Source organism: Paraburkholderia aromaticivorans, from assembly GCF_002278075.1.
Lineage (GTDB): Bacteria > Pseudomonadota > Gammaproteobacteria > Burkholderiales > Burkholderiaceae > Paraburkholderia > Paraburkholderia aromaticivorans.
Window position 1 is genome coordinate 3,319,301 of record NZ_CP022989.1, and the last position, 20,734, is coordinate 3,340,034.

Here is a 20,734-nt window from a genome sequence, read left to right on the forward strand (position 1 = left end):
GGCAATTCAAACGGCGACCCACACCTGGCCGTTTTCCACGCGCGCGGCGAACGCGCCGACGGAATGCGCCGGTGTTTCGAGGCACTCGCCGGTACGCAGGTCGAAATGGTGCTTGTAGATCGGCGAGGCGACCACGATGCGTTCGCCGAGGCTGCCGATCAGCCCACGCGAAAGCACCGCTGCCTGCGAGCCCGGATCGAAGTTTTCGATCGCGTACACGACGGCGTCCGCATCACCGTTGTTCACGTGAAAAACCGCGACCTGCTCGCCGTTCACGAGCGCGCAAACGCCCGTGTTGGGCACGATGTCGTCGAGCGGGCAAACCGGTGTCCAGGCGCGTGGCAGGCGATCGTTGTTCATGACGGTAGTCCTCGGTGAATAGGCAAATCAATCAGACGGTTTCGACGACAACGGGAATTTCGGCCAGCTTCGAGCGCCGCTCGGCGGGCGTGGCCGGCCGGATCTGGCCGCGTTCCTCGACGAACGCGATGTTGCTGTCGGACTCGCCGCTGTTGACGAAATGACGGAAGCGCTTGCGCGTTTCGGAATCGGTGACGGCCTTTTTCCATTCGCACTCGTAGGTGTCGACCACGTGCTGCATCTCCGACTCGAGTTCGCCGGCTACGCCGAGACGATCGTTGACGACCACGTCGATCAGATAGTCGAGGCCGCCTTCGAGGTTGTCGCGCCACACGCTGGTGCGTTGCAGACGGTCGGCGGTGCGCACGTAGAACATCAGGAACCGGTCGATATAGCGCACCAGCGTCTCCTTATCGAGGTCCGATGCGAGCAGTTCGGCGTGGCGCGGTTTCATGCCGCCATTGCCGCACACGTAGAGATTCCAGCCCTTCTCGGTCGCAATGATGCCGACGTCCTTGCCCTGCGCTTCCGCGCACTCGCGGGTGCAGCCCGACACGCCGAACTTGATCTTGTGCGGCGTGCGCAGTCCCTTGTAGCGGTTCTCGATCTCGACCGCGAGGCCCACCGAATCGCCGACGCCATAACGGCACCACGTCGAGCCGACGCACGACTTCACGGTGCGCAGCGACTTGCCGTAGGCATGGCCGGATTCAAAGCCGGCGGCGATCAGTTCTTCCCAGATCAGCGGCAATTGCTCGACGCGCGCGCCGAACAGATCGACGCGCTGACCGCCGGTGATCTTCGTATAGAGGCCGTATTTCTTCGCGACCTGGCCGACTGCGATCAAGCCGTCGGGCGTCACTTCGCCGCCCGCCATGCGCGGCACGACCGAATACGTGCCGTCGCGCTGAATGTTGGCGAGGTAGTAATCGTTGGTGTCCTGCAGCGACGCGTGCTCCTTCTTCAGCACGAACTCGTTCCAGCACGAGGCGAGGATGCTCGCCACCAGGGGCTTGCAGATATCGCAGCCGAGACCGTGACCATGCTTTGCGAGCAGTTCGCCGAAGCTGCGCACGCCTTCCACCCGCACGATGTGATACAGCTCCTGGCGCGAATACGAAAAGTGTTCGCAAACGTGATTGTTGACCGCGAGCCCTTGCTTCTTCATCTCGGCTTTCATCACCTGCGTGACGAGCGGCACGCAACCGCCGCACGAGGTGCCGGCGCTGGTCGCGCATTTGAGCGCGCCGATATCGGTCGCCCCCGCGCACACCGCGGCGCATAGCTCGCCCTTCGAAACGTTGTTGCACGAGCAGATCTGCGCGCCGGCGGGCAGCGCCTCGACGCCGAGCGCGGGCTTCGCGCTGCCGTCCGCCTGCGGCAGGATCAGGAACTCAGGCGACGCCGGCAGCTCGATGCGGTTGAGCATCATCTGCAGCAGCGTGCCGTATTCGCCGGCGTCGCCGACCATTACGCCGCCCAGCAAGTATTTGCCGCACTCGGATACCACCAGTTTCTTGTAAACCTGCTTGCGTTCGTCGCTGAACTGATAGGCGCGGCTGCCAGGCGTATTGCCGTGCGCGTCGCCGATGCTCGCCACGTCCACGCCCATCAGCTTGAGCTTGGTGCTCATGTCGGCGCCGGCGAATTCGGCCGAGCCGCCGTGCAACTGTTTCGCCACCGCACGGGCCATTTCATAACCGGGCGCCACGAGGCCGAACAGCTGGCCGTTCCACAGCGCGCATTCGCCGATCGCATAAATGTGCGGATCGCTGGTGCGGCAGGCATTGTCGATCACGATGCCGCCGCGCGGGCCGAGCGTCAGACCGCTTGCGCGCGCCAGATCGTCGCGCGGACGGATACCCGCCGAGAACACGATCATGTCGGTGTCGAGGTGGCTGCCGTCCGCGAATTGCATGCGGTGCGTGCCCGCTTCGCCATCCACGATCGCCGTGGTGTTCTTCTGCGTATGCACCGTCACGCCCAGTTCCTCGATCTTGGTGCGCAGCACGCGGCCGCCGCCGTCGTCCACCTGCACGGCCATCAAACGCGGCGCGAATTCGACCACATGCGTTTGCAGGCCCATGTCGCGCAGCGCCTTCGCGCATTCGAGACCGAGCAGTCCGCCGCCGACCACCGTGCCCGTCTTCGAGCGCGCGCCGCATTCCCGCATTGCCTCGAGGTCGTCGATGGTTCGGTACACGAAGCAATCGGCGCGTTCGCGGCCTTGCACGGGCGGCACGAACGGATAGGAGCCGGTGGCGAAAACCAGCTTGTCATACGGCAGCGTTTCGCCCGTCGATACCGTCACGGTGCGTGCATCGCGATCGATCGACACCGCCTTCGCATTCAGCCTCAGCAGCACGTTCTGGCGTTCGAAGAACCCCGGCTCGACCAGCGACAGATCGTCCGCCGACTTGCCCGCGAAAAACTCCGACAGATGCACGCGATCGTAGGCCGGCCGCGATTCCTCGCTCAGCACCGTGATGTCCAGACCGTGCGCGGCGTCTTGTGCGAGGCACTCGACCAGTTTGTGGCCGACCATCCCGTGACCGATAACGATGATTTTCATGACCGCGGTTTCCTCAATGTGCTGGGTTGCGAGCGCCGTCGTGCGGCATGGGGCGAAAGCGATTCCGGAAATAAAAACGGCGTCCCGCGAACCCAGTCGATGACTGAATTCGGGGGACGCCGTTGTCCTGACCTGTCCTGCGGCGAGTACTTTGTGTTGCACCCGCAGCGGATCCACGTTGATCCGATGGGACCGCTTTACGCAAGGCCCGTGCCAATCGTGCGGAGCGCCACGGAAGACGCGGTGGCGCGGGGCTTTGAGCCGAATCGCACACGCGTGCGGCAAACCCGGCGCGCGATACGTTTCGATGCACCGAAGCACACGCATGGTGCGTCGCAGCACTGCGGGCGTGCGAAGTGCGGGCACCCGAGCGGTGCGCCGACAAGCGTTTTCGCGGCGGCTGGAGCGACGTGGCAAGGGATCGAGCGTGCCACGCCGACGTATGGCCTGATCTTTGCATGACCGGGTCGCGTCGTCGTGGCAACGCAGCCACCATGGCAGGCAGTACGAACGAATACCGGACGAACCACAACGCTGTGTTTCCGTCCACGCGAAGATAGATAGCAGCACACACCCGATAGCAAACGGACAACGGCGTCCCCTCGTGACCATCGCGAGCGGACGCCGTTTTTTTTGGCCGCGACGATTCAGCTACGGTCAGCCGACAAACAAGCGAAGGACACCGCGATGAACACGAACACCGGCAAGGTCACCTTATTGAGCGCAGGCCCGGGCGACCTGGATCTGCTCACGCTGAAAGCCGCCAAAGCGCTGGCGGCCGCCGACGTCGTGCTGCTGGACGACCTCGCGAATCCCGAGATCGTGACGCTGGCGCCGCAGGCACGCGTGATTCGCGTCGGCAAGCGCGGCGGCTGCCGGTCGACGCCGCAAGCGTTCATCGAACGCCTGATGCGGCGCTACGCGCTCAAGGGCTTGCACGTGGTGCGGGTCAAAGGCGGTGAAGCGCTGCTGTTCGGACGCGCCGGCGAAGAGCTCGCTGCATTGCGCGGCGCCGATATTCCGGTGGAGATCGTCAACGGCATCTCGTCGGGGTTCGCCGCCGCCGCGGGGCTCGGCATTTCGCTCACGCATCGCCGCCATTGCCACGGCGTGAGCTTCGTCACCGCCCATACCGAGGATCACGGCGAGCCGGACTGGGCAGCGTTGGCGGCGACCCGCACCACGTTAGCGATCTATATGGGGATGAAGCGCATTGAGAGCATCGCGGCCGCTCTGCTCGCGAGTCTGCCGGCCGATACGCCCGCCGCCGTCGTGCAATGGGCCGGGGGCAGTCACGAGCGACGCCTCGCGAGCCGCCTCGATCGCCTCGCCGTGGATGCGGCGAGCGCGGGCTTCGGCAGCCCGGCGGTGATTCTGGTGGGCAGCGCGATTGGCGAGGGCGTCGAGCGCGCATGGGCAGGTGACGAAGCATCGCACGCTGGAACAGCGCCCGTGCAGCGCGATGCGCGGATCGCGCGGGAGGCGATTGCACAGGCCGCGTAAAACGGCTCACCCGCAGAGATTACCGAAACAACCGTCGTCGGAAAGAATGGTCCGTACGGCAAGTCGGTTGCGCGAGTTGTAGTTTCGGCCCGGGCGAGATCCGCCATGAACAGGGGCTTTGGGGGGAATCGTCGCTATCCGCGCGCAATCCGCACTTTCCCGAGCATGCGATCTATCAGGACTTCAAATTGCTCACTATCAGGAATAGACGGAACACACGCACACCACCCTGAGGAAATTCGGATGGGCCATCAACGAGCCACACGCCTTCTGATCGCCGACGACGACGCGAATCTGCTGGCTGCCTACGTACTCTTTTTCACCGCGCACGGTTTCGACATACGGACCGCATGCAACGGCCTCGACGCGCTGGCCCAATACTGCGCCTGGCATCCGGAGGCCGCTTTGCTGGACGTCGAAATGCCGCGCCTGGACGGGCGCGCGGTGGCGCGGCGGATCCGCTACGTGGACGATGTGCCCGCGCCCATGCTGGTCGCGGTCACCGGGCTCGAGCGCGCTGAAGAAAGGCGCGAGTCGCTGCGTTCGGGCTTCAATCATCATTTCGTCAAACCCGTGCCGATGCCTGTGATTCTCGCGGCGCTGACCGGACGAGTCCGGCATTAGCGCGCCACTTGGGGCCTGCACCTCGCTTTCACCCGAGGTGCCCCGCGGCAGTCATGACCGGCCTTTCACCGGCATTCCCGCCGATCGACAGCCTCAGTCGCCGAAGCCCAACTCCGCCTCCACCGACTGCCCCACTCGCAGCCACTGCCCGGCCCCGCTCGCGACGAGCGCGTTGTTGCCGAACGTTATCGCCCCGTTTCGCTGCGGATTCGCGCGGTAAACACTCATCGTGTCGGTGGGCTCGTTCGGCCAGACCGGATCGGGCGCGCCTTTCGCCTGGTCGATGGTGGGCATCGGGCAGCGCGAACACGGCTTGACCAGTTGCAGCTGCACGTTCTTCCCGCCCGCGTCCCCGTCCACGCTCAGCGTCTCGACATAATCTTCTTCGTACGCATCGAGTCCCGTGACAACGACATTGGGCCGGAACCGGTTGATCGGAATCGCCGGCGCGCCCTTGCCGTTCAGGCGCGTATTCAGATCGTCGAGCGACGCCTGGCCGATCACCAGCAGCGGAAAACCATCGGCGAAATGCGTGGTGGCGCCGCCCACGCGATCCGTATAGTCCGGATCGACAGTGCGCTCGCGCTCGGGATCGAAGCGCAGCAGGCGCGCGGGGACACCGAGAAACGTCGTGAACCATGTGGCACTGGCCGCGCCCGTGTCGAGTCCGTAGGCCACATCGCGCCAGACCTGGGTCTGCACTGCGGACGGCGCGTCGAGTCGCGCGCTGTCCAATGGCGTGCGCAATTCGCTCATGCCCGGCGCGCGGATCACGAGATCCTCGGCGCCGATCTCGACCGTGATCAGCGCCATGCGCGGGTACGCGCGTTGCGTGAGCATGGCGCCGGCCGCGTCGGTGACCATCCAGCAGCGGTCGTATTCGAGGCCGGTGGCGAGCAGGCGCGCCTCATGCAGCGCAATGCCCGCGCAGGATTTGATCGGATAGACAAAAAGCTCGCTGATGGTCGCCATGGCGTGGGGGCACGGGGGGAGCGTGCGAATCGTTGTGTTTAATTGCTGATTGTAAAGCCCTCTACTCCCATCCTTCCAGCCGTAATGTCGCCCGTACGAGCCTTTGCTCTTCCTGCTCGATCTCGCGCAGGTTCGCGCACACGCTTTCGATGTGATCGGCCGCCGCCTTGCGCGCCTGCTCCGGCAGCTTGCCGGTGACGGCGTTATAGAGCCGCGCGTGCTGACGGTCGATCACGCGCTTTTGCGGCGCACGGTGATAGAGATTGTTCACCGAGGCGAACACCGAACTCAGCAGCAGGTCCGTGAGCGAGCTCAAGGTATGCACCAGCACGGGGTTATGCGACGCCTCGCAGATCGCGAGGTGAAACGCGTGGTCGAGCCGCGCGTGCGTGGAGGCACTCGTTTCGGTGCCGTGCGCGGCGATCATCTCTTCATAGCGGCGCGTGATCAGCACGAAGTCGGCGGGCGTGCCACGCAACGCCGCGAGTCGCGCGGACTCCGCTTCCAGCAGCGCGCGCACTTCGAACAGATCGTAAAGCGTGCGCGGCTGCGAACCGAGCAGATGCATCAACGGCGTGAGGGCCGGCTGCGCGGTGAGGCTCGCGACGAACGAGCCCCTGCCGTGCGCAGTCTCGATGATGCCGCGCGCCCGCAGGAGCTTGAGCCCTTCGCGCAGCGCCGTGCGCGAGACTCCGAGCTTGTCGGTGAGACGCCGCTCGGACGGCAGCGCCTGCCCCGTTTTCAGCACACCGTCGACGATCAGCCGCTCGATACGCTCCGCGACCACGTCCGCGACTTGCCTTGGGTTGTCCTGATCCGCTGTTTGCATCGCACGATTTCAACTGGTATGACCACTATGGGATGTTAGCACGTGCGGGGCGGATATGCCGGATACAAGCTTTACGCACCCGGTCTTCCAGCGCAAATAGCTTTGAGCGGCCACATCAAAAACTGGTACGACCACCTCCGCGCACCGTCGACAGCGGCGCGCATACCCGCAACAATCCCCTCGGCAACACGCCCGCGCGCCAGCGCCCGCGGGTATTCCAGGCGCTTCCGGCAGGTTCCGGCGAAGCGCGGCACGAGGAGACACCCATGACTTACCACTACGATGAACGCGTCGACGGTCCGCTCGCGACGCACGACAAAGCCGCCGTCGTCGCGCAATTGCAGGCGCTGATTCCCGATCTGCAACTGCTGCACGAACAGGAAGATCTGCGGCCGTTCGAATGCGACGGGCTCGCCGCCTATCGCGCGACGCCCATGCTGGTCGCGCTGCCCGACCAGGTCGAGCAGGTCGAGGCGCTGCTGAAATTCGCCGACGCGCACCAGATTCCGGTGGTCGCGCGCGGCGCCGGCACCGGTTTGTCGGGCGGCGCGCTGCCGTTGGACAAAGGCATTCTGCTGGTGATGGCGCGCTTTAACCGGATTCTCGAAGTCGATCCCGAGGCCTGCGTGGCCCGCGTTCAGCCCGGCGTGCGCAACCTGGCGATCTCGCAGGCCGCCGCGCCGCACGGTCTCTACTACGCGCCCGACCCGTCGTCGCAGATTGCCTGCTCGATCGGCGGCAATGTCGCGGAAAACGCGGGCGGCGTGCATTGCCTGAAGTACGGGCTGACCGTCAACAACATCCTCAAGCTCGAGATTCTCACCATCGAGGGCGAGCACATCACGCTCGGCTCCGACGCGCTCGACGCGCCGGGTTTCGACTTCCTCGCGCTCTTCACCGGCTCGGAAGGCATGCTCGGCATCGTCACCGAAGTCACGGTGAAGCTGCTCACCAAACCGCAAAGCGCGAAGGTGCTGCTCGCCAGTTTCGACGATGTCGAGAAAGCCGGCGCGGCGGTCGCGCAGATCATCGGCGCGGGCGTGATTCCGGGCGGCCTCGAAATGATGGACAACCTCGCGATCCGCGCGGCGGAAGACTTCATCCACGCGGGCTATCCGGTCGATGCCGCAGCGATCCTGCTGTGCGAAGTCGACGGCGTGGAGAGCGACGTGCACGAGGACGTGGCCTGCGTGGAAGCGCTGCTGCGCGCGGCCGGCGCCACCGACATCCGTGTCGCGAAAGACGAGGCCGAACGGCAGCGCTTCTGGGCCGGCCGCAAGAACGCGTTTCCCGCCGTGGGCCGCATCTCGCCCGACTACTACTGCATGGACGGCACGATTCCGCGCCGTGAATTGCCGCGCGTGCTCAAGGGCATCGAAGACCTGTCGACCCAATACGGCCTGCAAGTCGCCAACGTGTTTCATGCCGGCGACGGCAACATGCATCCGCTGATCCTGTTCGATGCGAACGCGCCCGGCGAAACCGAACGCGCCGAAGCGCTCGGCGCGCGCATTCTGGAACTGTGCGTGGCGGTGGGGGGCAGCATCACCGGCGAACACGGCGTGGGCCGCGAAAAAATCAACCAGATGTGCGCGCAGTTCAATAGCGACGAACTCAGCTTCTTCCACGCGCTGAAAGCCGCGTTCGACCCGCACGGCCTCCTCAACCCCGGCAAGAACGTGCCGACCCTGCACCGCTGCGCGGAATTCGGCTCGATGCATGTGCATCGCGGCGCGCTGCCCTTTCCCGAACTGGAGCGTTTCTGATGCGTATCGAACCCGTCTCCATGGACGATAGCGAACGGCTCGTCGCCGAAGTCTCGCAAGCGCTCGCGAGCCGCGCGCCGCTCAGGATTCGCGGCGGCGACAGCAAGGCGTTTCTCGGCCGTCCCGTGCCGGGCGCGGAGATCGACACGCGCTCGCATCGCGGCGTGGTGAGCTACGACCCGACCGAACTCGTCATCACCGCGCGCGCCGGCACGCCGCTCGCCGAACTCACCGCCACGCTGGAAGCCGCCGGACAGATGCTCCCGTGCGAGCCGCCCGGCTTTGGCGGCGCGGCCACCGTCGGCGGCATGGTCGCGGCCGGGCTGGCCGGTCCGCGCCGGCCGTGGTCCGGCTCGGTGCGCGACTTCGTGCTCGGCTGCCGCGTGATCACCGGTCAGGCGAAGCATCTGCGCTTCGGCGGTGAAGTGATGAAGAACGTGGCGGGCTACGACGTGTCGCGATTGCTCGCGGGCAGTTTCGGCTGCCTCGGTTTGATTACGGAAGTCTCGCTGAAGGTGCTGCCCAAACCGCGAGCGCTCAGCAGTCTCACGGTGGAGCTGGAAGCGGCCGAAGCGCTGCGCGAACTGTCCGCCTGGCGCCGCGCCGCGCTGCCGATCAGTGCGGCCTGCCATGTGGACGGCCGTCTGCATGTGCGCCTCGAAGGCGGCGTGGGGTCGGTGGCCTCGGCCGTGGACCGGATCGGCGGCGCCGAACTCGAGCCGCGCTTCTGGGACGATCTGCGCGAGCACCGGCTGGCGTTTTTCGACGATCCGCGGCCGCTCTGGCGTCTGTCATTGCCGAACGCGTCGCCGCTGACCGCGCTGCCCGGCGACACGCTGCTCGACTGGGCCGGCGCGCAACGCTGGTTGAAAAGCACGGCGCCGGCCGCGACGATCCGCCAGATCGCGCATGCCGCCGGCGGCCACGCAACCTGCTTCAGCCCCCAAACCGACACCGAACCGTTCACGCCGCTGCCCCCCGCGTTGCTGCGCTTTCATCAGCAACTGAAGCGGCAACTCGATCCGCGCGGCCTCTTCAACCCCGGCCGCCTGTATGCCGACCTCTGAACGCGGTCCTGCGAAGACCTGAAGGCGAATCCCATCATGCAAACCAATCTCAGCGATGCCGCCAAAACCCTGTCACGCGCGGACGAGGCCGAACAGATCCTGCGCGCCTGCGTGCACTGCGGCTTCTGCAACGCGACCTGTCCGACCTATCAATTGCTCGGCAACGAACTCGACGGCCCGCGCGGACGCATCTATCTGATCAAGCAGATGCTCGAGGGCGAGCCCGTCACGCAGAAAACCCAGTTGCACCTCGACCGGTGCCTAAGCTGCCGCAATTGTGAAACCACCTGCCCGTCCGGTGTCACCTATCACGCGCTGCTGGATATCGGCCGTGCCGAGTTGGAGCGGCGCATCGAGCGGCCCCTGTCCGAGCGCTTGCTGCGCGAGGGTTTGCGCCGCGCGATCCCGCATCCGGCGGTGTTCAACGCGCTCCTGAAGACCGGCCGCGCCATGCGGCCGTTTCTTCCGGCCGCGCTTGGACGTAAAATCCCCAGGCAAGGCGCGCGGGTCAACGCTGGGACCAAGCCGAGGCCGGCGCCGCGGCATCCGCGCAAAATGCTGATGCTGGAAGGCTGCGTGCAACCCGCGCTGTCACCGAACACCAACGCGGCCGCCGCGCGCGTGCTCGACCGGCTCGGCATCAGCATCGTGAATGCCCGCCAGGCCGGCTGTTGCGGCGCGACCGATTATCATCTGAATGCGCAGGAGGCAGGCCTCGCGCGGGCACGGCGTAATATCGACGCGTGGTGGCCCGCCATCGAGTCCGGCGCCGAAGCCATCGTGCAAACCGCGAGCGGCTGCGGCGCGTTCATCAAGGAATACGGGCATTTGCTGCGCGACGACCCTCGCTATGCGTCAAAAGCGCAGCGGGTCAGCGAGCTGGCGCGAGACCTCGTCGAGGTATTGGCTAACGAGCCGCTCGGTCAGCTGCAAGCAAGCTTGCCAGGGCAGACTCGGCAAAGAATCGCGTTTCACTGCCCATGTACGTTGCAGCATGCGCAGAAGCTGGGCGGCGCGGTCGAGTCGATCCTGCAGCAACTCGGCTTCGATCTCACGGCCGTGCCCGACGCCCATCTGTGTTGCGGATCGGCAGGCACGTATTCGATTACCCAGCCCGAGCTTGCGCAACGGTTACGCAACAACAGGCTCGACGCGCTGGAAAGCGGCAGGCCGGAGCTGATCGTCACGGCCAACATCGGTTGCCAGACGCATCTGGACGGCGCCGGGCGCACGCCGGTGCGTCATTGGATAGAACTTGTAGAAGCATCCTTACCATAAACGAATCAGGAAATTCATTATGCTGAGCAAACCTGTGTTGACTCTTGCCGAAACGACCCGCATTCTCGACGCCGCCCGCGCGGAAGCCGAGAAGAATCAGTGGGCCGTCGCCATCGTGGTGGTCGACGACGGCGGTCATCCGCTCGGAATGCTGCGTCTGGACGGCAGCGCGCCGGCCAGTTCGTACATCGCGACCGAAAAGGCCCGCACTTCGGCGATCGGCCGCCGTGAAACCAAGGTATACGAAGACATGATCAACAATGGCCGCACCGCATTTCTGAGCGCGCCGCTGCAAGGCACGCTGGAAGGCGGCGTGCCGGTGCTCGTCGACGGCCAGGTGGTCGGCGCGGTCGGCGTGTCGGGCGTCAAGTCGGATCAGGACGCGCAGATCGCCAAGGCCGGCATTCAGGCTATCGCCGCTTAAGGCCGTTCGCCGTTCCAAGCGGCGGCCATCGAAGAGAGAAGCTAAACCGTTGCACAACGCGGGCCGATGCCCCCTCATCGGCCCCATTCAGATAGATGGAGCAGTCGATGACTCAGATGAACCCGCGCGGCGGACTGCAAGTCGCCGCCAACCTCGACCAGTTCGTCGAAACCGAAGCCCTGCCCGGCATCGGAATCGACAGTGCCGCATTCTGGTCGGGTTTCGACGCCCTCGTGCACGAGCTGGCGCCCAAAAACCGTGTGCTGCTTGCCGAGCGCGACCGCCTGCAGACCGAACTGGACAACTGGCATCGCGCCAACCCGGGTCCGGTGCGCGATCTGCGCGCGTACCGCGCGTTTCTCGAAGGCATCGGCTATATCGTGCCCGCGCCCGCCAGCGTCAAAGCCACGACCGACCACGTGGACACCGAAATCGCCGAACAGGCCGGCCCGCAACTCGTGGTGCCGCTGTCGAATCAGCGCTATGCGCTGAACGCGGCGAACGCGCGCTGGGGCAGCCTGTACGACGCGCTGTACGGCACCGACGCGATCCCCGAGAGCAACGGCGCCGAAAAACAGAAGGCCTTCAACCCGGTGCGCGGCGCCGCGGTGATCGCCTATGCACGCAAGTTTCTCGATCAGGCCGCCCCGCTCGCAAACGGCTCGCATGCCGACGCCACCCACTATGGCGTGGCAAGCGGCAAGCTGGTCGTCACGCTGAAGAACGGCGCGAGCGAGCTGAAGACGCCGGCGCAATTCATCGGCTATCAGGGCGAGGAAAGCGCGCCGTCCGCGGTGCTGCTCAAGCACAACGGCCTGCACTTCGAAATCCAGATCGACGCGAACGACTCGATCGGCAAGACCGATGCGGCGCATGTGAAGGACGTGGTGGTCGAAGCGGCGGTGAGCACGATCATCGACTGTGAAGACTCGGTCGCGGCCGTGGACGCGGACGACAAGGTCCAGCTCTACCGCAACTGGCTCGGCCTGATGAACGGCGACCTGGCCGAAGAGGTCACGAAGAACGGCAAGACTTTCACGCGCCGCCTGAACGCCGACCGCGCCTACACCGCCGCGAACGGCACGGCGCCGGTCGTGCTGCATGGCCGCTCGCTGCTGTTCATCCGCAACGTCGGTCATTTGATGACCAATCCGGCGGTGCTCACCAAAGACGGCCACGAGATTCCGGAAGGCATTCTCGACGCGGTCATTACCTCGCTGTGCGCGTTGCACGACCGCAAGCACAAGCTGAATTCGCGCACCGGTTCGATCTATATCGTCAAGCCGAAGATGCACGGTCCGGCTGAAGTCGCCTTCGCGAGCGAGTTGTTCGCACGCGTGGAAGACCTGCTGAAGCTGCCGCGCAACACGATCAAGATGGGCATCATGGACGAGGAGCGCCGCACCAGCGTGAACCTGCTCGCCTGTATCGCCGAAGCGTCGGAGCGGGTCGCGTTCATCAACACGGGTTTCCTCGACCGCACCGGCGACGAAATGCACACCGCCATGGAAGCCGGTCCGATGATGCGCAAGGGCGACATGAAGTCGAGCGCCTGGATCGCCGCCTATGAGCGCAGCAACGTGCTGGTCGGCTTGAGCGCGGGCCTGCGCGGCCGCTCGCAGATCGGCAAGGGCATGTGGGCGATGCCGGATCTCATGCACGCCATGCTCGAACAGAAGATCGCCCATCCGAAGGCCGGCGCGAACACCGCGTGGGTGCCCTCGCCGACCGCGGCGACGCTGCACGCGTTGCATTACCACCAGGTCGACGTGCAGGCGGTTCAGCAGGAACTGGAACGCACGGATTACGCGAAGGTACGTGACGAACTGCTCGACGGCCTGCTGACGATTCCCGTCGTCGCCGAAGCGAAGTGGAGCGACGCCGAGATCCGCAGCGAGATCGACAACAACGCGCAAGGCATTCTCGGCTACGTGGTGCGCTGGATCGATCAGGGCGTGGGCTGCTCGAAGGTGCCGGACATTCACAACGTCGGCTTGATGGAAGACCGCGCCACGCTACGGATTTCCAGCCAGCATATCGCCAACTGGCTGTATCACGGCGTGGTGAAGCGCGAGCTGGTTGAAGAGACGTTCAAGCGCATGGCCAAAGTGGTCGACGAGCAGAACGCGGGCGACCCGCTCTACAAGCCGATGGCGCCGGGCTTCGATACGATCGCCTTCAAGGCCGCGCAAGCGCTGGTGTTCGAAGGGCGCCAGCAGCCGAGCGGCTACACGGAACCGTTGCTGCACAAGTTCCGGCTGGAAGTGAAGAAGGAGGCCTGAAGCCTCGCTCGCCGGGCTGCGCGTGAAGCGTGGGCCGGCTGAAAAAAAGACGGGCGCCGCGTGGTTAGCGGCGCCCGTTTTAATGTGCGCGATACTGCTGCGCGTTGCTTCTGCGTGGTAAGTTTGCCGGCGTGCGCCGGCTGGGGGCGAGTGCCGCCCGCATCAGCCGCTGGCGCGAGGCACAGCGGCTTGGGGCGCGGCTCAGGCCGCTTGCGCCGTATACTGCGCCGGCACGCCGTCCTGCATGTTGGTCTGCATATACGCCTGCAGATACGCCTCGAATTCCGCCTTCACTTCCGGATGACGCAGCGCGAACTCCACCGTCGCCTTCAGATAACCCAGCTTGCTGCCGCAATCGAAACGCGTGCCGAAATAGCGATACGCCAGCACCTGCTCTTCGGTTAGCAGCGATTGCACCGCGTCGGTCAACTGCAGCTCACCGCCCGCGCCCGGCTTCAACGCGCGGATATGCTTGAAGATGGTCGGCATCAGCACATAACGGCCCACCACGCCGAGATTCGACGGCGCCTTGTCCGGCGCCGGCTTCTCGACAATGCCCGACAGCTTGATCACGTTGTCTTCCCACTCGCGGCCATCCACCACGCCATACGAGCGGCTGTCTTCACGCGCGATGGTTTCCACGCCGATCACGGAGCTGTGATAGTGGTTGAACGTGTCGACCAGCTGGCTCATCACCGGCTTCGAGCTGTGCAGCAGGTCGTCGGCCAGAATCACGGCGAACGGGCTGTCGCCCACCAGTTTTTCGGCGCATAGCACCGCGTGGCCGAGACCGAGCGCTTCGGCCTGACGCACATAGAAACAGTCGACATTGGCCGGCTTGATGCTGCGCACCAGATCGAGCAGCTTCTGCTTGTTACGCGCCTCGAGTTCAGCCTCGATCTCATAGGACTTGTCGAAATGATCTTCGATGGCGCGCTTGCTGCGGCCCGTTACGAAGATCATCTCGGTGATGCCAGCGGCAATCGCTTCTTCCACCGCGTATTGAATCAGCGGCTTGTCGACGATCGGCAGCATTTCCTTAGGACTTGCCTTGGTAGCCGGCAGGAATCGTGTCCCGAGGCCCGCTACGGGAAACACGGCTTTGGTGACTTTCAGCATGGTAGGCATTCCCACATCGGTTAGAAATTAGTGTGTTCGCGGGCCAGGCGGCCAATCGATGTCGCCGGAGAGGCTAGCAAAAAATAACGCCGGTGCACACGTGAAATTTCCTCAATCCGAATAAATAAATCCATTCTATTTCGATATGCATCATGGCGATAAGCAACAATTACGCATCGAAATGGATTTATTTTTCGACCATTCAGAAAATTCTACATATCCTGACAACTGACCTGCGGATGCGCGAGGCACGCCGCTTCGGGCGCCGCCGTGCGCGCGGCGGGCCCGTTCAGCCCATTCAAGCCCGTCATTCGTGGTCGTCGAGCTGGGGCAATTTGCCCGGATTCATGCGAAAACGGCGGATCGGCTCGTTGCGCAGCGCCTCCCGATAGGCGGAGGCGGCGACAAGGATCAGCAGCACGGCAATGCCGGCAAGTAAATGCAGGTTCATGACTTCACCTCGGGTCAAGAGAATCCGTGAGTTAAATTAGCACGACAAAAGCGGTAAATAATTCGCCGCCACATCCGGATAGGCTCAATTACAATTCGTCACAAAATGGCCACTTAATTCAATTCGGCGGGTAATTTTTTATCGATTTTTTGCCGGCGCGGTGCACTAGCATGTCATGCACCGCGGACGCGCAAGGCGTGCGCGCGAACCCGCTTTCCCCTCCGTCAGAATAAGGACCGCGCATGAGCGACTCTGCACTGGATGCCGCCGGCTCATCCCTGCCACTCTCCCCGCCTCGCACGGCCGCCTCGCCGCGCGCGCCCAGCGAAGCGCGCGCCGACAGCGCCGGCAAGGAGCATGTCATCGACGCCATGCGCGGCTTCGCCGCCTTGCTGGTGGCGTATTTTCATTGCCGCCAGGTCGAATGGGTCGGCATGCAGGCGTTTCACCAGAGCGTGGGCCACGCCTTCAGTCTGAATGCGATCGCCGCGTATTTGACGTTTCCGATCGCGTGGGGCTCGGCGGGCGTGCCGATTTTCTTCGTGATCAGCGGCTATTGCATTCACCGCGGCGGCGCGTTGCGGCTCGCCGGCAATCCCGCTTACCGGCTGGATACGGGCAATTTCTGGGTGCGCCGGTTCGCGCGTATTTACCCCGTGCTGCTCGCGGCGCTGGTGCTGACCTTCGCGCTCGACTGGTTCAGCCTGCAATTGCCGCCCGTCAATCACAAGATCCGCGAGATCGGCCTGCAGGCCTTTCTGGTCAACCTGTTTTCGCTGCAAGGCGTGGCCGGCAAGACGTTCGGCTCGAACGGCGCGCTCTGGACGCTCTCGCTCGAAGTGCAGTTCTATGCGATCTATCCGCTGCTCTTCGCGCTGCGCCGGCGCATCGGCATGACATCCGTGCTGGCGATCGTCGCGGTGATCAACGTGGTGTCCGCGTACGTGCTCGAGCGCCACGACATCCAGTTTTTCACGTCGTACTGGTTTTCGTGGACGCTCGGCGCATGGATCGCCGACGCGCGTGCGCGCAGCGCGCCGCACGCGCGCTCGCCGGTCTGGCTCTACGCGCTCGCAGCGGGGTTCGTCGCGCTCGGCTGCGCGGCGTTCCATTTCGGTCAATACGGTGCGTTCCAGCTCTGGGCGATCGGCTTTGCGTTCTACCTGTACAAGGCGCTGGAGCGCGGCAACGCGGACCGCGGCCCCGCGTTCGGCATGCGCCTGCTTTCGCGGCTCGGCGATTTCAGCTTCTCGCTGTATCTGATCCATCTGCCGATCTTCGTGCTGCTGTCGTCGCTGTTGTTCCGCTCGTCACTGCAAATGTCGATCTGGCCGTCGTTCGGCTACATGCTCGTGGCCGTGCCGGCGGCTTACGTGTTCTACCGGCTGGTCGAGTTGCCGGCCATGAAGTGGTCGGCCAGTTTCAAGCCGAAAGCGGCGCTGAAACAGGCCTGAAAACCCGCGCAAAAAAAACGGAGCGAATGTCCTCGGACGTTCGCCCCGCTGCGCAAACGGCAGGGACGGCCGAGCCCCTGCCTACCCCGCGTTAAAGCCTCCCTAAGCCGCTCCAGGCGCCGCCACCCGCTTCAGAATCCGCTCGACACCTTCCACATACGTGGCGGTGCCGAACCGGCCCAGCGCCGTCTGATACCCGTTCCTGACGAGCCTGTTGCGCAACTCATCGTTTGCGCGCAGTTCGGCGAGCGTGTCGGCGAGGCCATGTGCATCCCCTGGGGTGCACAGCACGCCGTTCTCATAGTCGTCGATGATCTCCAGCACCCCGCCCGCGCGCGCGGCCACCACCGGCCGCTGCGCCAGCATCCCTTCGACGATCACGCGCCCGAACGGCTCCGGCGTGATCGACGTATGGACGACGGCGTCGACCGCGCACATGCAGGCCGCGATATCGTGCTGGAAGCCCAGAAAGTGCACCCGCCCGCCCAGGTTGTGCGCGGCGACGAACGCGTGCAGTTCGATCTCGTACTGGTCCTCGCCGAACAGCGGCGCGCCCACCAGCACCGCGTGCATCTGCGGATTGAGGACCATGGCTTCGAGCAGCACATGCTGTCCTTTCCAGCGCGCGAGACGGCTGAACGAGCCGACCAGAAACGCGTCCTGCGGCAGGCCGAGGCGCTTGCGCAGCGTGGCTTGCGGCACCGTGCGCAGCGCGTCGAACGGCGCGGCGGCAATGCCGTTGAACACCACGTCGATGCGTTTTTCGTCGAACTGCGTGAGCTCCGCAAAGGCGCGCGCCGAGGCGGCCGAATTGGCGATCACATGCGTGAGGCCAAGACGCGCGCACCATTTGATGATCGCCAGTTGCTTGCCGCCGAAATGCTCGGGGCTCACGATATCGCGCAGATGCCAGACCACCGGGCGCCGCGCCAGCTTGCCGGCGAGCGCGCCGATCACCATCGCGCGCTGGGTGTTCGCGTAGATCACGTCGGCCTTGCGCGCGCGTTTGGCCGTGGCGCGCACGAGCGAGATCAGGCCTTTGAGCGCGTCGCCCTTCGGCAATGAGCCGCCCTGTTTGCGCACATGGCGCAGCGCGCCCGCCTCCAGCACGTCGACGGCCACGCCGGCTTTGGCGAGCGCGGTGCGGAACGGGCCGTCGTCGAACAGCACGACCTCGATGCGCGAGCGCAAGGCCTTGACGATTTCCAGCAGCGACAACTCGGCGCCGCCGAGCACGCCGCTCTGATCGACGGCCAGAATGCGCGGCCCGGTGGCTGCGGGTTCCGCCTTATAAGGCACGTATGGCGGCAACGTCGCCGTACGCAGCGCCGGCACCGACGCGCGCACATGCGCAAAGAAGCGCTCGCGGAAGTGCGCGGCGGAGAACTGCTCGGCGTTCGCGCGGCAGTCCAGGGGCGAAAACCGTTTCACGTGGTCGTCGAAACGCTCCACCGCGGCGATGATCGACTCGGCGTTCTGTTCGTCGAAAAACATGCCGGTGGGCCGCGGCTCCGACAGGTCGCGCACGGTTTCGAGCGCACCGCCCTTGCCGTAAGCGATCACCGGCGTGCCGCAGGCCTGCGCTTCGACCACCGAAATGCCGAAGTCTTCTTCCGCGGCGAACACGAAGGCCTTGGCGCGGCTCATCCGCTCCTTGAGCACCTTGAACGGCTGGTAGCCCATGATCTCGACGTTCGGCCCCGCTTTCGCGCGGATCTTCTGCATGTCGGGGCCGTCGCCGATCACGACGAGCTTGCGCTGCGGCATGCGCGCGAACGCTTCGACGATCAGATCGATCTTCTTGTACGGCACCATGCGCGAGGCGGTCAGATAGAAGTCGTCCTTCTCGGTGCATAGCGCGAAGGCTTCGACATCGACCGGCGGAAAGATCACCTGCGCATCGCGCTGATAAACCTTCTTGATGCGCCGCGCAATGAATTCGGAGTTGGCGACGAAGCCATCCACCGCATTCGAGGTGCGAATATCCCAGTTGCGGATGTAATGCAGAATCAGCCGCGCCATGGCCGACTTCGGGCCGGCGGTCAGCTTGGACTGCTTCAGATATTGATGCTGCAGGTCCCACGCGTAACGGATCGGCGAATGCACATAGCTGATATGCACCTGGTCGGGGCCGGTCAGAATGCCCTTGGCGACTGCGTGGCTGCTCGAAATCACCACGTCGTACGCGGACACGTCGAGCTGCTCGATCGCGAGCGGCATCAACGGCAGATACGAGCGGTACTTGTTGCGCGCGAGCGGCAGCTTCTGGATGAACGAAGTGGTGACGGGCTTGCCGCGCAGAAAGCTGCGGTCGTCGAGAAAATCGACGAGGCTGAACAGGTCCGCGTCGGGAAAGCACGCGACAATCTGTTCGAGCACCTTCTCCGCCCCCGCATACGTGACGAGCCAGTCGTGCACGATCGCAACGCGCACCGTTTTATCGCCGCGCCATGCGGCGCGGCGCGGCGGCGCCGGAACGGCAACGGTGGTGAGTTCGGCCAGTGCGCTGCGCGTAGCGGGTTGTAGCACGGCTTCTTCAAGGACTTCGTGGTTCATGCGCTTTTCCTCGGATTCAGTCGCAACAGCAGTGAACGCGCAAGATCGCGCAAGGCGGGTGTCATCGTGATCGACCAGGCGACATTGGCGCCGACCATCAATACGCCGGCGACAATCGCCGCCGCGAGACCCGGCAGGAAACCGGCAAGCCATAGGCTCGCCAGCAGGAAAGCGAGGTGAGCGAGCATGTCGAGCGCGATCTGCCGCGCGTGAATCGCCGACAGGCGCAGCAGCACGGCGTAGTCGAACAGCGCCCGGCCGGCCACGGCCACCGCGGCGCCCGTGAGACCGAAATGCGTGATGCCGAACCACAACGCGCCTGCAAACAGGGGCAATTCGAATAAACCAACGCGCGCGGCGGTGGCCGGATTGACCTGCGACTGGATCAGAATCCGCGTGACGTTCGCCTGACCGACGAGCCACACGGCAACGATCATGATGCGGCCCACAGGCGCCGCCACGGTGGCGATTTCACTGCCCACCCACAGATGCAGGAACGGTTCGAGCACCAGCATCGCCACCAGCGCGACCGGCGTGAACACGCCGTTGAGAAACTCGAGCGACTGCCGGGTGATGGTGTCGGCGTCGGCACGTCCCACTGCGGAGAGGCGCGGAAACAACGTGCGCACCAGCGCCGTCGGCACGATGTTCAGACGTGTCACGAGGTTTTGCGGCACCGTGTAATACGTGACGAACCGCGCGCCGAGACTCGTGCCGAGCATCACGCGGTCGAGCGAGTCGGCGATCATGGTGGTGACGCTGGCAATCAGCATCCAGCCGCCGAAATTGAACAGCCCCTTCGCCACGCCGAACTGCGGCGGCAGAACACGGCGGATTTCCAGCACTTTCAGCGCGGAGCGGCCCAGCAGCAGCGCGGCCACGATCCGCGCGAACACCGCGGCGGCCAGCACGTTCTGCAGCGTCGCGCCCATCCACAACGCGGCGCCGAGCGGCAGCAACTGGAACAGGAAGGTGCCGATAGTCTGATTGGTGTTGTAGACGCCGAAACGTTCCGCGCCGTTGATCGCGCCCGCGAACACCCACGAGACATTGGCAATCGGAATCGCCACCGCGAGCCACGGCAGCGCCATGTACACCTCGTGCTGCAACTCGGGCGAAACCTTGGTGAAATACGCGGTGTAGAGAAACGCGCCGAAATAGATGATCAATCCGCCGATCACGCCGGTCGCGAGATTGAGCCATGTCGCGCTCCAGAACACGCGATCGCTCTCATCCTTGTCGCCGGACGCGCGTGCCTTCGAGATGTGATTCTGCGCGGCCATGCTCATGCCGAGATCGAGAATCCCGAAGTAGCCGATCAGCGTCCACACGAGACTGATCACGCCGTAGCGCTCGACGCCGAGCAGCTTGATATACGACGGCACGGTCACGAGCGAGACGAAAGTCGGCAGCACCAATCCGAAGAAATTGATCGCTACGTTCCTGAGAATGCCTTTGTCCATCGGATGCCTTGGGG

General features: G+C 64.6%; 16 protein-coding genes. 8 read left to right on the forward strand and 8 right to left on the reverse strand.

The window, feature by feature from the left end; all coding sequences use genetic code 11:
- Positions 1-6: 6 nt before the first annotated feature.
- Both nirD and nirB read right to left on the reverse strand, forming a co-directional pair.
- Positions 7-360, reverse strand: coding sequence for a nitrite reductase small subunit NirD (gene nirD / locus CJU94_RS15070; RefSeq protein WP_095419366.1), 354 nt, complete (start codon positions 358-360; stop codon positions 7-9).
- Positions 361-391: 31 nt separating this feature from the next.
- Positions 392-2,932, reverse strand: coding sequence for a nitrite reductase large subunit NirB (nirB, locus tag CJU94_RS15075; RefSeq protein WP_095419367.1), 2,541 nt, complete (start codon positions 2,930-2,932; stop codon positions 392-394).
- Between the two features lie 687 nt (positions 2,933-3,619).
- Here nirB and cobA point away from each other — a divergent pair.
- Both cobA and CJU94_RS15090 read left to right on the forward strand, forming a co-directional pair.
- Entirely contained in the window at positions 3,620-4,435 is an 816-nt protein-coding gene (gene cobA, locus CJU94_RS15085) for a uroporphyrinogen-III C-methyltransferase (protein ID WP_095419369.1), read from the forward strand.
- Positions 4,436-4,678: 243 nt separating this feature from the next.
- On the forward strand, positions 4,679-5,059 hold the full coding sequence (locus CJU94_RS15090) for a response regulator (RefSeq protein WP_095419370.1): 381 nt from the start codon (positions 4,679-4,681) through the stop codon (positions 5,057-5,059).
- 93 nt (positions 5,060-5,152) lie between these two features.
- Here the strand turns inward: CJU94_RS15090 and CJU94_RS15095 are convergent, their stop codons facing one another.
- Positions 5,153-6,031, reverse strand: coding sequence for an MOSC domain-containing protein (locus CJU94_RS15095; protein WP_095419371.1), 879 nt, complete (start codon positions 6,029-6,031; stop codon positions 5,153-5,155).
- Positions 6,032-6,092: 61 nt separating this feature from the next.
- The gene (glcC, locus tag CJU94_RS15100; RefSeq protein WP_095419372.1) at positions 6,093-6,860 is read right to left on the reverse strand and encodes a transcriptional regulator GlcC; all 768 of its coding nucleotides are present in this window, start codon (positions 6,858-6,860) and stop codon (positions 6,093-6,095) included.
- A gap of 266 nt (positions 6,861-7,126) precedes the next feature.
- Between glcC and glcD the strand changes: the two genes are divergently transcribed.
- The 5 genes from glcD to CJU94_RS15125 all read left to right on the forward strand — a co-directional run bounded on the left by glcD (position 7,127) and on the right by CJU94_RS15125 (position 13,677).
- A complete protein-coding gene (glcD, locus tag CJU94_RS15105; RefSeq protein ID WP_095419373.1) occupies positions 7,127-8,626 on the forward strand; it encodes a glycolate oxidase subunit GlcD in 1,500 nt (499 codons plus the stop codon).
- Positions 8,626-9,693: a glycolate oxidase subunit GlcE gene (gene glcE, locus CJU94_RS15110; protein ID WP_095419374.1), complete on the forward strand. Its 1,068-nt coding sequence runs from the start codon at positions 8,626-8,628 to the stop codon at positions 9,691-9,693. Before glcD ends, glcE begins: the two co-directional genes overlap by 1 nt.
- Before the next feature lie 36 nt (positions 9,694-9,729).
- Positions 9,730-10,971 (forward strand): glycolate oxidase subunit GlcF, encoded by a 1,242-nt coding sequence (glcF, locus tag CJU94_RS15115; protein ID WP_095419375.1) that lies wholly within the window; start codon positions 9,730-9,732, stop codon positions 10,969-10,971.
- 19 nt (positions 10,972-10,990) lie between these two features.
- Positions 10,991-11,395, forward strand: a complete 405-nt coding sequence (locus CJU94_RS15120; RefSeq protein ID WP_095419376.1) for a heme-binding protein — start codon at positions 10,991-10,993, stop codon at positions 11,393-11,395.
- A 107-nt stretch (positions 11,396-11,502) separates the two neighbouring features.
- The gene (locus tag CJU94_RS15125; protein WP_095419377.1) at positions 11,503-13,677 is read left to right on the forward strand and encodes a malate synthase G; all 2,175 of its coding nucleotides are present in this window, start codon (positions 11,503-11,505) and stop codon (positions 13,675-13,677) included.
- 201 nt (positions 13,678-13,878) lie between these two features.
- Here CJU94_RS15125 and galU read toward each other — a convergent pair whose 3' ends face one another.
- Entirely contained in the window at positions 13,879-14,796 is a 918-nt protein-coding gene (galU, locus tag CJU94_RS15130; protein WP_095420381.1) for a UTP--glucose-1-phosphate uridylyltransferase GalU, read from the reverse strand.
- A 307-nt stretch (positions 14,797-15,103) separates the two neighbouring features.
- Positions 15,104-15,247, reverse strand: coding sequence for a hypothetical protein (locus CJU94_RS41415; protein ID WP_167397537.1), 144 nt, complete (start codon positions 15,245-15,247; stop codon positions 15,104-15,106).
- Between the two features lie 242 nt (positions 15,248-15,489).
- Here CJU94_RS41415 and CJU94_RS15135 point away from each other — a divergent pair, with 242 nt between their 5' ends.
- Complete coding sequence (locus CJU94_RS15135) at positions 15,490-16,701, forward strand: acyltransferase family protein (protein ID WP_095419378.1); 1,212 nt, start codon at positions 15,490-15,492, stop codon at positions 16,699-16,701.
- 102 nt (positions 16,702-16,803) lie between these two features.
- On the opposite strand, the gene CJU94_RS15140 is transcribed toward CJU94_RS15135, so the two are convergent.
- Entirely contained in the window at positions 16,804-19,257 is a 2,454-nt protein-coding gene (locus tag CJU94_RS15140) for a glycosyltransferase family 4 protein (protein ID WP_095419379.1), read from the reverse strand.
- On the reverse strand, positions 19,254-20,720 hold the full coding sequence (locus CJU94_RS15145) for a flippase (protein ID WP_095419380.1): 1,467 nt from the start codon (positions 20,718-20,720) through the stop codon (positions 19,254-19,256). Before CJU94_RS15145 ends, CJU94_RS15140 begins: the two co-directional genes overlap by 4 nt.
- Positions 20,721-20,734 lie beyond the last annotated feature (14 nt).

What these genes read in the sequence shown, in the direction of transcription:
- CJU94_RS15125 (WP_095419377.1), top strand. Translation starts at nt 11,503, where the DNA reads ATGACTCAGATGAACCCGCGCGGCGGACTGCAAGTCGCCGCCAACCTC.
- CJU94_RS41415 (WP_167397537.1), bottom strand. Translation starts at nt 15,247, where the DNA reads ATGAACCTGCATTTACTTGCCGGCATTGCCGTGCTGCTGATCCTTGTC.
- nirD (WP_095419366.1), bottom strand. Translation starts at nt 360, where the DNA reads ATGAACAACGATCGCCTGCCACGCGCCTGGACACCGGTTTGCCCGCTC.
- nirB (WP_095419367.1), bottom strand. Translation starts at nt 2,932, where the DNA reads ATGAAAATCATCGTTATCGGTCACGGGATGGTCGGCCACAAACTGGTC.
- glcE (WP_095419374.1), top strand. Translation starts at nt 8,626, where the DNA reads ATGCGTATCGAACCCGTCTCCATGGACGATAGCGAACGGCTCGTCGCC.
- CJU94_RS15095 (WP_095419371.1), bottom strand. Translation starts at nt 6,031, where the DNA reads ATGGCGACCATCAGCGAGCTTTTTGTCTATCCGATCAAATCCTGCGCG.
- CJU94_RS15145 (WP_095419380.1), bottom strand. Translation starts at nt 20,720, where the DNA reads ATGGACAAAGGCATTCTCAGGAACGTAGCGATCAATTTCTTCGGATTG.
- glcF (WP_095419375.1), top strand. Translation starts at nt 9,730, where the DNA reads ATGCAAACCAATCTCAGCGATGCCGCCAAAACCCTGTCACGCGCGGAC.
- glcD (WP_095419373.1), top strand. Translation starts at nt 7,127, where the DNA reads ATGACTTACCACTACGATGAACGCGTCGACGGTCCGCTCGCGACGCAC.
- galU (WP_095420381.1), bottom strand. Translation starts at nt 14,796, where the DNA reads ATGCTGAAAGTCACCAAAGCCGTGTTTCCCGTAGCGGGCCTCGGGACA.
- glcC (WP_095419372.1), bottom strand. Translation starts at nt 6,860, where the DNA reads ATGCAAACAGCGGATCAGGACAACCCAAGGCAAGTCGCGGACGTGGTC.
- CJU94_RS15140 (WP_095419379.1), bottom strand. Translation starts at nt 19,257, where the DNA reads ATGAACCACGAAGTCCTTGAAGAAGCCGTGCTACAACCCGCTACGCGC.
- CJU94_RS15120 (WP_095419376.1), top strand. Translation starts at nt 10,991, where the DNA reads ATGCTGAGCAAACCTGTGTTGACTCTTGCCGAAACGACCCGCATTCTC.
- cobA (WP_095419369.1), top strand. Translation starts at nt 3,620, where the DNA reads ATGAACACGAACACCGGCAAGGTCACCTTATTGAGCGCAGGCCCGGGC.
- CJU94_RS15090 (WP_095419370.1), top strand. Translation starts at nt 4,679, where the DNA reads ATGGGCCATCAACGAGCCACACGCCTTCTGATCGCCGACGACGACGCG.
- CJU94_RS15135 (WP_095419378.1), top strand. Translation starts at nt 15,490, where the DNA reads ATGAGCGACTCTGCACTGGATGCCGCCGGCTCATCCCTGCCACTCTCC.